Annotated in this window: 11 protein-coding genes; 6 read left to right on the top strand and 5 right to left on the bottom strand. The window is 73.6% G+C overall.

All coding sequences use genetic code 11. The annotated features are described in order from the left end of the window. Positions 1–22 precede the first annotated feature (22 nt). Positions 23–3,802: a S8 family peptidase gene (locus OG753_RS31960; RefSeq protein ID WP_405791076.1), complete on the bottom strand. Its 3,780-nt coding sequence runs from the start codon at positions 3,800–3,802 to the stop codon at positions 23–25. A 197-nt stretch (positions 3,803–3,999) separates the two neighbouring features. On the opposite strand from OG753_RS31960, the gene OG753_RS31955 reads away from it, so the two are divergent. From OG753_RS31955 to OG753_RS31945, 3 genes are all read left to right on the top strand, one after another. Continuing rightward, the gene (locus OG753_RS31955; RefSeq protein ID WP_327265059.1) at positions 4,000–4,977 is read left to right on the top strand and encodes a helix-turn-helix domain-containing protein; all 978 of its coding nucleotides are present in this window, start codon (positions 4,000–4,002) and stop codon (positions 4,975–4,977) included. 24 nt (positions 4,978–5,001) lie between these two features. Beyond that, positions 5,002–5,484: a DUF456 domain-containing protein gene (locus tag OG753_RS31950; RefSeq protein WP_327265058.1), complete on the top strand. Its 483-nt coding sequence runs from the start codon at positions 5,002–5,004 to the stop codon at positions 5,482–5,484. A 94-nt stretch (positions 5,485–5,578) separates the two neighbouring features. Next, positions 5,579–5,950 (top strand): PPOX class F420-dependent oxidoreductase, encoded by a 372-nt coding sequence (locus OG753_RS31945; protein WP_327265057.1) that lies wholly within the window; start codon positions 5,579–5,581, stop codon positions 5,948–5,950. Positions 5,951–6,089: 139 nt separating this feature from the next. Here the strand turns inward: OG753_RS31945 and rsgA are convergent, their stop codons facing one another. After that, entirely contained in the window at positions 6,090–7,208 is a 1,119-nt protein-coding gene (gene rsgA / locus OG753_RS31940) for a ribosome small subunit-dependent GTPase A (RefSeq protein WP_405791075.1), read from the bottom strand. A 269-nt stretch (positions 7,209–7,477) separates the two neighbouring features. Further along, positions 7,478–8,008, bottom strand: coding sequence for a GNAT family N-acetyltransferase (locus OG753_RS31935; protein WP_327265055.1), 531 nt, complete (start codon positions 8,006–8,008; stop codon positions 7,478–7,480). 115 nt (positions 8,009–8,123) lie between these two features. On the opposite strand from OG753_RS31935, the gene OG753_RS31930 reads away from it, so the two are divergent. After that, on the top strand, positions 8,124–8,525 hold the full coding sequence (locus tag OG753_RS31930) for a VOC family protein (protein ID WP_405791074.1): 402 nt from the start codon (positions 8,124–8,126) through the stop codon (positions 8,523–8,525). Here the strand turns inward: OG753_RS31930 and OG753_RS31925 are convergent. Beyond that, positions 8,456–9,193, bottom strand: a complete 738-nt coding sequence (locus OG753_RS31925) for an AraC family transcriptional regulator (RefSeq protein ID WP_327265053.1) — start codon at positions 9,191–9,193, stop codon at positions 8,456–8,458. The genes OG753_RS31930 and OG753_RS31925 overlap by 70 nt on opposite strands. A gap of 123 nt (positions 9,194–9,316) precedes the next feature. On the opposite strand from OG753_RS31925, the gene OG753_RS31920 reads away from it, so the two are divergent. Next, positions 9,317–10,147, top strand: coding sequence for a class I SAM-dependent methyltransferase (locus OG753_RS31920; RefSeq protein ID WP_327265052.1), 831 nt, complete (start codon positions 9,317–9,319; stop codon positions 10,145–10,147). Between the two features lie 45 nt (positions 10,148–10,192). Here the strand turns inward: OG753_RS31920 and OG753_RS31915 are convergent, their stop codons facing one another. Beyond that, the gene (locus OG753_RS31915) at positions 10,193–11,308 is read right to left on the bottom strand and encodes a YihY/virulence factor BrkB family protein (RefSeq protein ID WP_327265051.1); all 1,116 of its coding nucleotides are present in this window, start codon (positions 11,306–11,308) and stop codon (positions 10,193–10,195) included. Positions 11,309–11,325: 17 nt separating this feature from the next. Here OG753_RS31915 and OG753_RS31910 point away from each other — a divergent pair, with 17 nt between their 5' ends. Next, positions 11,326–12,969 carry an acyl-CoA dehydrogenase family protein gene (locus OG753_RS31910; protein ID WP_405791073.1) on the top strand — a complete coding sequence of 548 codons (1,644 nt, stop codon included), beginning with the start codon at positions 11,326–11,328 and terminating at the stop codon, positions 12,967–12,969. Positions 12,970–13,035: the final 66 nt, after the last annotated feature.

The following is a 13,035-nucleotide window of genomic DNA, read 5'->3' as shown; positions in this document are numbered from 1 at the left end:
CCTCCCGTTCCACCCGTACGGATCAGCGCACGTCGTACGCCCGGACGACCGTCTGGGTGACCACGGCGCCCTTCGCGTCGGTCAGTTCGACCTTCAGCGACACGGGCCTGCCGGAGGCTCCGGCGTGGTCGACGACCGCGCTCCACCGGCCGCCGTGCTCGCTCGTCCTCGCCTGCGTCCAGTGCTCACCGTCGTAGGAGTACGACAGCTTCGCCGACTTCAGCGCACCCGGCGTGTAGCCCGCGTGGCCGGTGACGCCCAGCCCGATGCTCTGGCCGTTCGCCGCCGCGACCGTCTTCATCCCGTCCAGCGGGGCCGCGTACCGCGGGAAGAGGATCGCCAGGCCCTGTGAGTACGCAGACGCGTCGGGCTTGGAGGAGAAGGCCCAGGTGGTCTGCACCGCGGTGGAGCGCTGCCAGACGCGGGCGGGCGGGCCGATCTTCTCGATGGACTGGGTCAGTTCGAAGCGGCCCTCCTCGGCCGGCACCTCGAAGACGCCGAAGGGGTACCAGCTCTCCCCGACGACCTCGCCGCCGCGCTTCAGCACGAGGGAGCCGATGTCGCCGAAGGAGCCGGGCTGCGCCGCGTGGGCGCTGTCGCCCCACATGGCGGGCGCGAAGCCGATCAGGTTGCCCTGCCGCTCGGCCGCGAGGGTTTCCTTGCCCGTGGCGTCGCGCGGTGCGACCGGGCCGGTGATCCCGTCGTACCAAGTGGCGCTGCTCTTCTGCCCCTTGGCGTAGGTGCGCTGCTCGCCGACCATGAACTCGCCCCAGGGGAAGCTGCTGGAGAGCAGCTGGTCCCAGGCGGTGTCCCCGGCGGAGTGGTACTCGGTGCGCCGGCCCGGGGCGGCGACGGTCTCGATGCCGCCGAAGTGCACGGCGGTGCCGATCGGCCGGTAGGCCCCGGCCAGGTCGATGAAGTCGGCTGACACGCCCATGGAGTTGTAGGTGGATTCGGTCTGCCCGAGGTCGCGGTCGCGCACCCGGTAGGTGTGGCCGCCACCCTTGACCTCACCCTTCTCGGGGAGGGCGAGGGAGTAGGCGTACGGGCTCTGCGCCTCGGCCTTCCAGGAGAGCGTGACCTTGCCGCTCGCGAGCCGGGCCAGCAGCGCCTTCGCCTCGGCGGCTTCGACGGTGAGCGCGGGCAGCGCGCCGCCCGCGTAGCCGGTGAAGCCCGTCCAGCGGCCGGGGGCCTCGCGGTGGGCGAGGACCGCCGTGGCGCCGGCGGCCCGGGCGTTCTCGGCGAGCTCGTGCAGTGCGCCGTCGGCCGCCTTCACCAGGACGACGGCGCCCCGGGCGCCGGCCGCGGCGAGTTCCCCGGGGGTGCCGGAACCGGCGTCGACCAGCGGCGCGCTGCCGGTTCCGTCGAGGTTGTCACTGCCGGTGGACGCGGTGATGGGGTGCAGTACCGGTCCGCCGACGGCCTTCAGTTCGGAGACGAGCGGCGCGGCCGCCCGCCAGTAGGACGCGAACTCGAACTCGCCGTCCCGGGCGCGGCCTTCGACGGAGGCGTAGAAGCCGCGGATGGTGCGGCCGCCCATGGCGGTGCCCGCGTGCAGCCATGTGTCGTCCCAGCTGCGGGCGAATCCGAGGGTGGTGTTGCGGGCCTCGACCGGCCGGTCGGCGGCGATGTCCAGCCGCCTGGCCCTGCGGGCGTCCAGGACGACGGTGGTGTCCTTCTTCAACTCGACCTGGGGGCGGCCGAGATAGGTGAGGGAGTCGAGCAGTCTGTCGCCCTCTGCCTCTCCCGCGTCGGGGGTGGCGACGAAGGCGGAGAGGAAGTACGCGCCCGGGCGCACCCGGTAGACCTGGTCCGCGGCGCCCTCGTTGAAGCGGCGCTCACCGGTGGCGTCGTCGGTGCCGATCACGTCCAGCGAGGACGGTCCGGCGGCGGGCCGGCCCGCGCGGTCGACGAGCTTGACGCGCAGGGTCACCGTCTCGGGCTCGACGTAGAGCGAGAAGGGGGTGGAGACGCGCACGCCGTTCGCCGTGGCGACGACGCGACCGGTGACGTCCCCGTACTGGGAGCGCTCCAGCTTCGCCGCCGGGTCGAGGACGAGCGGCACCCTGACGGTGGCACCGGCCGGGACGCTCACGGTGCGCCGCTCCAGGCGGGCCACCTGGGCGCGGACGGGCGAGCCGTCGTTGCCGGTGACCTTCTCGACGGCCAGGTTCAGGGTGACGGGGCTCTTGCCGGTGTTGGTGTACGGGATCTCGACGGTGGTGCGGTCGCTGCGGTCCTGCGGCCAGTTGTAGGTGCCGCCCTGGACGGCGGGCGCGCCGGTCACGGTGGTGTCGAGGGCGGCCTTCACGTCGAGGCGGCCGCCGCCGGTCTCCCGTACGTCGCCGGGGACTTCGGTCGCGGCCGATCCGACGAGGGCGGCCTTGATCTGCTGCGCGGTCCAGTCGGGGTGGCGCTGCTTGACGATGGCGGCGGCGCCCGCGACGTGCGGGGTGGCCATCGAGGTGCCGGACATGGCCTGGTAGGCGTACACCCCGCGGCCGCCCGCGGCGGCGGCGGAGATCGCGACGCCGGGGGCGGCGATCTCCGGCTTGAGGGTGTGCTGGAGTCCGGCCGGGCCGCGGCTGGAGAAGACGGCCGTGGTGTCGTCGCGGTCGACGGCGCCCACGGTCAGCACGGAGGCGGCGCAACCGGGCGAGGAGACGGTGTTGTTGCCGGGGCCGGAGTTGCCGGCGGCGACGACGAACAGCGGGCCCTGCCGGGAGAGCCGTTCCGCGGCGGCGGCCAGCGGGTCGTCGCAGGCCGTCTGCGAGGGGTCGCCCAGGCTCATGGAGACCACGTCGGCCTTGGCCTCCACCGCCCATTCCATGCCCGCGATGATCCACGAATCGAGGCCGTAGCCAGCGTCGTCGAGGACCTTTCCGCTGAGCAGTTCGGCGCCGGGGGCGACGCCCTTCCTGGCGCCGCCGCTCTCGGCGCCGGAGCCGCCGACGGTGGAAATGGTGTGGGTTCCGTGGCCCTGCCGGTCGGCATCGGTGTCGGAGTCGGTGAAGTTCTCGGACGCGGAGACCCGGCCCCTGAGGTCGGGGTGGTCCAGGTCCGTGCCGGTGTCGAGGACGGCGACCTTCGTGCCCTTGCCGTCGTACCCGGCGGCCCAGGCGGCGGTGGCGGCGACCTGCTTCGTGGAGCGCTCCAGGTTCGCCCGGACCCTGCCGTCCAGCCAGAGCTTCTTGAGCCCGCCCGCCACGGAGCGCGTGCGGGCGTCCGTACCGGTGACGTCGGTCCAGAAGGCGGCGGCCTGCTCCTTGTCCGCGGCGAGCGCGACCGCTCCGATGGAGCCGAGGACGAGGGAGCGGTCGGCGCCCCGGGGAACGGGCGGGGCGCTGCGCGCCACGTTCACGGAGCCGTCGTAGACCGCGATGAGCGGCAGCTTCTTGGTGTGCGCGTCGTCGTAGCCCTGGCGGACGAGGCCGGTGACGTTGAAGAGCTCGTGGTCGACCCTGCCCGCGGCGAGCGCCGCGACCGCGCCCTCCGGGTAGACGTACAGGTCCTTTCCGGACTGCCGGGTCTGCACGAGCGGCTGCGAGCCGTCCGCGCGCGGCATCGGGGTGGCGGCGGTGCGGCCGGCGGTGTCCGTGGACAGCAGGATCCGGTCGCCGGTGACCAGGGTCACCGTGACGGGGGCGGTGGGCTGTTTTCCGGCCGCCTCGCCGCCGACGAGTGGTCTCTTCCCCGCTCCGGGCGCTCCGTCGGCCGACTGCGCCGTCGACGGGCCGACGGCGGTGACGGCCAGGACGGCCGCGGCGGCCGCCCCGAGTGCCGTACGCGATATCGGACGCATCGCTCTCCCCAGGTGAATTGCGGCCAACCACTGCATTGCACGGCGAAGCGCCGCGTAAATGGCTTCTGGCCGGCGGATGTTGGTGCTGCGGTGGCGTCACCTTGGCAGAGTGGCGCCGGGTGCGGCGATGATGTCCGCGGCGGGTTCGCGCCGTGGCCGCTTCCCGCCAGGCGCGTGTCGAAAGGTGGGTGGACGGGTTGCTGGGTGCGATAGGCCTGGACGAGGGCCAGGAGTCGGCGTACCGCGCGCTGGTCGCGCTGGGGGCGGCGGAGGTACCCGACCTCGCGCACCGGCTGACCCTGCCCGTGCCGCACACCGAACGGGCCCTGCGCCATCTGGAGCGGCACGGGCTGGCCGCGCAGTCCTCGGCCCGGCCCGGGCGCTGGGTGGCGGCCCCGCCGGGGGTGGCCCTCGGCGCTCTGCTGACCCAGCAGCGGCACGAGCTGGAGCAGGCGGAGCTGGCGGCGGTGCTGCTGGCCGAGGAGTACCGGGCGGAGGCGACCGAGCCCGCGGTGCACGACCTCGTGGAGGTGGTGCAGGGCGCGAGCGCGGTGGCGCACCGCTTCCACCAGATCCAGCTGGGTGCGGAGAAGGAGGTCTGCGCGCTGGTCACCGGCCGGCCGCAGGTGGTGACGGGCACGGACAACGACGCGGAGGACCGGGCCTCCGTACGCGGGGTCGACTACCGGGTGGTCATCGAGCGGGAGGTGCTCACCCTGCCGAGCGGGATCCGGGAGGCGTCGACGGCGCTGGCGCGCGGTGAGCAGGTCCGGGTGACGGCGCAGGTCCCGACGAAGCTGGTGATCGCGGACCGGAGCCTCGCGATGGTCCCGCTGACGGCCCGCGGGGCGGAGCCGGCGGCGCTGGTGGTGCACGCCTCGGGTCTGCTGGAGTCCCTGACCGGCCTGTTCGAGGCGGTGTGGCGGGAGTCGCTGCCGCTGCGGCTGGGGGCGTCCGGTTCGGCGGAGGAGTCCGGGGGCAGCCCCGACGCCACGGACCTGGAGATCCTCTCGCTGCTCCTGGCGGGCATGACGGACGCGAGCGTGGCGAAGCACCTGGAGCTGGGGCTGCGCACGGTGCAGCGGCGGGTCAAGGGCCTGATGGAGCTGTCGGGGGTGACGACGCGTCTGCAGCTGGGGTGGCACGCGTACGAACGGGGCTGGGTGGCCCGATAGCACCTGGTCGGTCAGGCTGAGCAGATGGATCTGCCTCAGCTGCTGCTGGTGGGGCTGGTGCTGCTGCTCGGGGTGGTCGGAGTGCTGATCCCGGGTGTGCCGGGCACCTGGCTGGTGTGGGCGGGACTGCTGTGGTGGGCGCTGCACGTGCGCTCGGCGGTGGCGTGGTCCCTGCTGGTCGCGGCGACGGCCCTGCTGCTGGTGGTCCAGGTGGTGAAGTGGCTGCTGCCGCCCCGGCGGATGCACGGGTTGGGCGTCACCGCCCGGATGGCGGCGTTCGCGGGGGCCGGAGCGGTATTGGGCTTCGTGCTCGTGCCGGTGGTGGGGGCGGTACCGGGCTTCGTGGGCGGCATCTACCTCTGCGAGCGGCTCCGCCTGGGGACGCACGGCGAGGCCTGGGCGTCGGCACGGGCGGTGATGCGGGCGGTCGGGACGAGCGTCCTCGTGGAGCTGTTCGCGTGCCTGCTGGTGGTCGGGGCGTGGGTGGGGGCAGTGGTGGCGCAGTAGCCGCGCGGGCGGCGGCGCAGGGCCGGGCGTACGCCGCGCGGCGTAGGGCCGTGGTCCGATGCGGCGGGGTGCGGGGGCTGCGAGGCTGGCCGGTATGACGGACTTCGAGGGTTTCAGCGAGGCGGAACTGGCGTATCTGCGTTCCCAGCACCTGGGCCGCCTGGCCACGGTGGACGCGGCGGGGCAGCCGCAGGCGAACCCGGTGGGCTTCTTCCCTCAGGAGGACGGAACGATCCTGGTGGGCGGGATGGCGATGGGCACGACGAAGAAGTGGCGCAACCTGCAGGGGAACCCCCGGCTGTCCCTCGTCGTCGACGACCTGGTGAGCACCCGCCCGTGGCGGGTGCGCGGCATCGAGATCCGGGGCCGCGCCACGCTGGAGACGGGCCCGCACGGGCTGGGCCCCCACTTCAGCCCGGAGGTGATCCGGATCCATCCGGAGCGCGTCCACGCGTGGGGGCTCTGACCGGGCCGGCCGACCGCGGCACCGGGGGTGTCGGGGGCGGGGGCGCGGCGGCCACGGCCTGCGCGCCCCCGGCCCTCCTCCGCCGCCCCTGCATCGGACGCGTTTGAGCCCCGGCCGCCGCCCCTGTCTCCGAAGCGTTTCAGCCCCGGCCGCCGCCCCGCTTGGCGGCGTAGTTGGCACGGCCCTCCGCCGACTTCAGGCGCCAGTCACGGCGGATCTCCGACCGCAGCCGGGCGTCCGTCTTGGCGACGATCCGCTGGTTCTCCCGCAGCAGCTTGCGGTAGCTCTCCAGGCGGCGCTCCGGGAGCTCGCCGGAGTCCAGCGCGGCCAGCACCGCGCAGCCCGGCTCCGCCTCGTGGGCGCAGTCGTGGAAGCGGCAGTTCTCCGCGTACTCCTCGATCTCGGAGAAGACCTGGCCGACTCCGGTCTCGGCGTCCCAGAGGCCGACGCCGCGCAGTCCGGGGGTGTCGATCAGGACGCCGCCGCCCGGCAGGGCGAGCAGGTTGCGCGTGGTGGTCGTGTGACGGCCCTTGCCGTCGACCTCGCGCGCCTCCTGGACCTCCATGACCTCGGCGCCGAGCAGCGCGTTGGCCAGGGTGGACTTGCCGGCGCCCGAAATGCCCAGCAGGACGCTGGTGCCGTCGCCGACGATCGCGGCGAGGACGTCCGTACCCTCGCCCGTGACCGAGGAGACGGTCAGCACCTGGACGCCCGGCGCGGTGGCCTCCACGTCCTGGACCAGGTGTCCGAGCGTCGCCGCGTCCGGGACCAGGTCCGCCTTGGTGAGGACGACCAGTGGCTGCGCGCCCGATTCCCAGGCCAGGGCCAGGAAGCGCTCGATGCGGCCCAGGTCCAGCTCGACGGCGAGGGAGACGGCGATGATGGCGTGGTCGACGTTGGCGGCGAGGATCTGACCCTCGGACCGCTGCGAGGAGGTGGACCGTACGAAGGCGGTCCGGCGCGGGAGGTACGCCTTCACGTAACGCGGGTGGCCGGCCGCCTCGACGGCGGCCCAGTCCCCGGTGCAGATGACCCGGAGCGGGTCGTGCGGGGTGACGAAGGCGGTGTCGGCGCGGACGATGCCGTCCGCGGTCATGACGTCGCACTGGCCGCGGTCGACGCGGACGACCCGGCCGGGCAGGAGGCCCTGCTCGGCGTACGGGGCGAACTCGGCCTCCCACGCGGTGTCCCAGCCGAAGGGGGCGAGGGCGTGCGAGTGCGAGGTCTGCGGGAAGGACGGGAAAGCGGAGGAAGACAAGGGAAACCCTTCACAGGGTGGCCCCGGCCGCGCGCGCTCGCTCAGCGGCGGCGCGCGAAGAAGTGTGAGGTCAGCCGGCGACCACGGAAGTGACATTGATGATCTTCTGAGTGAGGGCAGCGCCCTGCGCAATGACAGTCATCAACGAACTCACCTCCGGGTCCATGCACATGCTGGTTGTTCCCCACCGGTCGGCGGGAACGGCCCCACCGTAACAAGCCCGATCCCGGCGGGGCCACTTCTTTTTCGGGCGGCCTTCGCGCGCCGCGTCAGCCGATCCGGCGGGCCAGTACCTGTCCCGGCCAGGCATCCACCCGGAAGCGCTCGGTGGGGGTGAAGCCGTTGCGCGCGTAGAAGGCGACGAGTTCGCCCCCGCCGCCGGCCCAGCAGTCGACGCGCAGCAGCCCGACGCCGGCCCGCCGGGTCTCCTCGGCGGCGTGCGCCAGCAGCGCCGCCCCGATGCCCTGACCGGCGTGGCGCCGGTCGGAGACCAGCAGCCGGACGTACCGCTCGGGTTCGCCGGCCGGCGCGATCGGTGTCTGCGGGCCGGGGCCGGAGTCCAGCACCAGTGCGCCGACGGGCACGCCGGCCGACTCGGCGATGTACGGGGTGTTCTCGGTCGTGTACCGCTCGACCCGGGCCACCCCGCCGGGCCTCCGCGAGTACGGGGTCGTGCCCCACTGCTCGGTGTTGCCGCGCGCGTTCATCCAGGCAACAGCGCCGTCGAGCATGTCCAGGACGGCCGGCGCGTCGGCGGGTCCGCCCGGCCTGATCCGTATGTCGTGCGTCGTGTCGTTCACGGGGGAAGCCTAGGCGGCGTCGAAGTCCTGCCCGGCCTGTCCGGGAGCGTGACACGGCGCGGCCGGTGTCCGATTCGTTCAAGACGGCCGCCGGGTGTCCGCCTAGCCTGCCGGCATGACTCCTCGACTCGACATGATCGGCATGGTGGTCTCCGACATGGCCACCTCGCTCGCCTTCTACCGCCGCCTCGGGCTGGAGATCCCGGCCGAGGCCGACGGCCTGCCGCACGTGGAGGCCGTCCTGCCCGGGGGCCTGCGGATCGGGTGGGACACGGAGGCCACCGTCCGCTCCTTCGACCCGTCCTGGACACCGCCCGGCGGCGACGGCCGCCGGGACCTGGCCTTCCTGTGCGACTCCCCCGCCGAGGTGGACGCGCTGTACGCCGAACTGACCGGCGCCGGGCACACCGGGCACCTGTTGCCCTGGGACGCCTTCTGGGGCCAGCGCTACGCCGTCGTCCTCGACCCGGACGGCTGCGGGGTCTCGCTCTTCGCCCCGTCGGATCCCGCGGCGTAGGCCCCCAGGGTCGTCCCGGCCAGCGCGCGCACCTCGCGGGCGAGGTGGGCCTGGTCGGCGTACCCGGCGACGCAGGCGACCTCGGCGTACGGCATGCCCGCGCGGGCCAGGGCCAGGGCCCGGCGCAGCCGCAGGATGCGGCCGAGCGTGCGGGGGCCGTACCCGAAGGCGTCGAGCGAGCGCCGGTGCAGCTGCCGCTCGCCGAGACCGACGGCGCGGGCCGTCGCGGCCACCGTCTCCCCCGCGCGGAGCCGGGCCACGACCTCGGCGGCCAGCGGGTCGGGCGGCCCGGCCGCGGCGGCGCGGTCGCGGGCCAGCGCTTCGAGTCCCGCGCGCGCGTCCCCGTACCTCTCGACCAGGCCGGACAGCCGGCGCGCCTCGCGGGCCGGCCACAGCTCGGCCGGCTCGACGCGCCGGTCCCGCAGGACGTGCGCCGGTACGCCGAGCAGCGCGGGCGCGGTTCCGGGCGCGAGCCGGATCCCGGCGAAGGAGCCGCCCGGGACCTCGCCGGCCGGATGCGGCCCGGTGTCGGGTCCGGCCACCAGCAGCCGCCCGTCGACCCACAGCAGGTCCATGCAGCCGTCGGGCAGCACCGTCCCGCCGCCGCCCGCGGCGGCCCGCCACAGCACGGCCCCGGGGACCACGGCCGACGGAGTTTCCTCGTACACCCCTCCAGGTTAAGGACCGGGGCCGTCTCTTTCGGATCAGGCCCGGCGCGCCTCGGTGGGCCGGGAGGGCGCCGGTGGAGGATCGGTGGATTCCCTTCCCCCGCCCCGTGAAGAGGTCCGGACGTGAATCTCCCCGACGACGACCCGCCGCCGCGTCCCGAGGATGCGCAGGGCGGCCGCTACGGCGAGGCGGTGTTCCGGCCGGAGCTGGCGGGCGAGGACGACCGCATCGACCTGGGCGCGCTCGCCTACGACGCGTTCACCCTGGCGCGGCTGCGCGCGCTGGGCGCCGGGCCGGGCTGGCGCTGCCTGGACGTGGGCGCGGGAACGGGCACGGTCGCCCGCCTCCTCCTGGACCGGGCCGGGGTCACGGAGGTCCTCGCCGTCGACCGGGACACGGCCTTCCTGAGGGCGCACCCGGCACCCGGGCTCACTCCCCTGGAGGCGGACGTCACCGCGCTGGACTTCAGCCCGGGACGGTTCCAGCTGGTGCACGCCCGGTTCGTCCTGATGCACCTGCGGAACTGGCCGCGGATGATCGGCAAGCTGGCGTCCCTGGTCGCCCCGGGCGGAGTCCTGGTCCTGGGCGACGCGGTCGACCTGACCACCCCGGCCGCGCCCACGACCACGTACGGCCGCGTGATGCGGGCGATGTGGGAGGGGCTTCGGGAGAGCCTGGGCACCGACGTCTCCTGGGTGCCGGACTATCCGCGGCACTTGCGGGAGGCCGGTCTGCTGTCCGTCGGGGCCGAGATCCACGTCCCGCCGCTGCTGCCCGGCAGCCCGATCAGCCGTTTCTGGGCCGGTACGTGGGACCGTGCCCGGGAGCCGATGACCGCCACCGGGCTCGTCGACGACGCGACGATCGACGCGGCGATCCGCTACCTGGACTCGCCGGACTGCGCCGCCCTCTCCCCGGGCATGATCACCGCCTGGGGTGTGAAGGGCCCGTAGGGGCGGCCCCGGGCGGCGGCCCTGCCGCGTCCCCGGATGATGCGCTCAGTGCTTGCGCAGGCGGGAGTGGTAGTCCTCCGGCGGCAGGAACTTCGACCACCGCTCCGGGAACTCGGACGGCATCGCGTCGTCCTCGTCGTCCTCCGACTCGCCCTCGGCCATCGCCCGCCAGGCGGCGGCCCGCGCGATCAGCTGGGCGGCCTCCGCCTCGCGGGCCCGCTCGTTCGCCTCGCGCGCCGCTGCGGTGGCCACGGAGGGCCAGACGCGGTCGATCGCGGCGTTGACGGCGGCGCCGACCAGCACCGCGAAGGCGGAGATGCCGATCCAGAGCAGTACGGCCACGGGCGCGGCCAGCGATCCGTAGATCGTCGGCCCCTCCACGGTGTTGGTGAGGTAGATCCGCAGCAGGAACGAGCCCAGCACCCACATGGCGAGGGCCACCAGCGCCCCGGGCACGTCCTCGATCCACGGCGAGCGCACGGGCACGGACACGTGGTAGAGCGTGGTCAGGAAGGCGATGGACAGCAGGGTCACGGTCGGCCAGTACAGGACCGCGATCACTTCGGTGCCCCAGGGCACCAGCCGTACGACCGCGTCCGGCCCCACCACCATCAGCGGCAGCACGATCGCGCCGATGAGCAGCGCGATGATGTAGAGCAGGAAGGCCAGCAGCCGGGTCTTGACGATGCCGCGGTGGCCGTCGAGCCCGTACATCACCGTGATGGTGTCGATGAAGACGTTCACGGCGCGTGAGCCGGACCAGAGGGCGAAGGCGAAGCCGAGCGAGATCAGGTCCGGGCGGCCGCGGCCGGTGACGTCGTCGAGGAGGGGCCGCGCGATGTCGTTGACGCCCCGGTCGGACAGGACGGTGCCGACCGCCCGCAGGATGTTCTCCTCGATGCTTTCGACCGTACGGGTGTCGGTCCAGCCGTCGACGTAGCCGAGCAGGCCCAGCAGGCCCAGGAAGAGCGGGGGCAGCGAGAGCAGGGTGAAGAACGCCGCTTCCGCCGCGAGCCCGAGGATCCGGTACTCGATGCACGAATTGACGGTGTCCTTCAGCAGCAGCCAGCCCATCTTCCGCTTCGAGACGTTCCGGTAGAGCGCGCGGGCCCGGTGGAGCCGTCCTGGGATCCGCTCGGGTGTTTCTTTTGCTGGCTGCACGTCCTTACGGTATCCGCATGGCAGCCACCACCCACACAGTCAGCAACCAGGCCCCGCCCCTGGTGGGGTACGACGTCTACGGCGGCGATCGGGCCCTCAGCGAGGGCGTCGAGCGTCACCTCGCATCCGCCGGTCCCGAACTCCTCGGCGAGGTAAGGGAGGAGCTCACCGGACTCGGTCGCGCGGCAGGTTCCGCACAGGCCCAGGAATGGGGTGTGCAGTCGAACGAGAATCCGCCGAAGCTGCGGACACACGACCGGTACGGGAACCGGATCGACGAGGTGGAGTTCCACCCGGCCTGGCACCGGCTGCTCGGGCACGCCGTGACCTCCGGGCTGACCGACGCCTGGGGGCGTCCGGCCGGGCACCTGCGCCGGGCCGCCGGTTTCTTCATCTGGTCCCAGGCGGAGGCGGGGCACGGCTGCCCGATCTCGATGACGCACGCCGCCGTGCCGGCGCTGCGCGCCGATCCGGTGCTCGCGGCCGAATGGGAGCCGCGGCTGACCTCGCACGTGTACGAGCAGGGGTTGCGGCCGGCCGCCGAGAAGGGCGGTGTGCTCTTCGGCATGGGGATGACGGAGAAGCAGGGAGGCAGCGACGTACGGGCGAACACGACGGCCGCGGTGCCGCTGGACGCGTCCGGTGAGTACCTGCTGACCGGCCACAAGTGGTTCTGCTCGGCGCCGATGAGCGACGGCTTCCTGGTGCTGGCGCAGGCTCCGGGGGGACTGACGTGTTTCCTGGTGCCGCGGGTGCTGCCGGACGGTACGCGCAATGTCTTCGCCATCCAGCGGCTGAAGGACAAGCTGGGCAACAAGTCGAACGCGTCGAGCGAGGTGGAGTTCGACGGGACCTGGGCGCGGCGGGTCGGTGAGGAGGGCCGCGGGGTGCGGACCATCATCGAGATGGTCGCGGCGACCCGGCTGGACTGTGTCATCGGCTCGGCCTCGCTGATGCGGCAGGCCCTGACGCAGGCGGTGCACCACACGGAGCACCGCTCCGCTTTCGGAGCGCCGCTCATCGACCAGCCGTTGATGCGCAACGTGCTCGCCGACCTCGCACTGGAGTCGGAGGCGGCGACCGTGCTGACCCTGCGGCTGGCGGCCGCGTACGACGCCGGGACCGAGCAGGAGAAGGCCTTCCTGCGCCTGGCCGTGCCCGCCGCCAAGTACTGGGTGACCAAGCGCTGTACGCCGATGGTGGCGGAGGCCCTGGAATGTCTGGGCGGCAACGGCTACGTAGAGGAGTCGGGGCTGCCGAGACTGCTGCGCGAGTCCCCGCTGAACTCCATCTGGGAGGGCTCGGGCAACGTGCAGGCGCTGGACGTACTGCGCGCCCTCCAGCGGGAGCCGCAGGCGCTGAACGCCTTCCTGCAGGAGGTCGGCCTGGCCCGCGGCGGCGACCACCGGCTGGATTCGGCCGTCAAGGACCTGCTGACGGACCTCGCCGATCTGGAGGGCATCGAGGCACGGGCCCGCCGCGTGGTCGAGCGGATGGCGCTCGTGCTCCAGGGATCGCTGCTGGTGCGGTGGGCCCCGCCGGAGGTCGCGGACGCCTTCTGCGCCTCGCGGCTGGGCGGCGACTGGGGTACGGCCTTCGGCACGCTGCCGCACAGTCTGGACCTGCGCGCGGTGGTGGAACGGGCGCGGATCGCGGGCTGAGAGGAAGCCCCCGTCGGGCTCCGCCGCGGTCCCCAAACCGCTCCCAGCCGGGATCCGGGCCCATCA

This window comes from Streptomyces sp. NBC_00029 (genome assembly GCF_045160505.1).
Taxonomy (GTDB): Bacteria; Actinomycetota; Actinomycetes; order Streptomycetales; family Streptomycetaceae; genus Streptomyces.
Note: the sequence above shows the minus strand (reverse complement) of the source record. Positions and strands in the feature narration are given on the sequence as shown.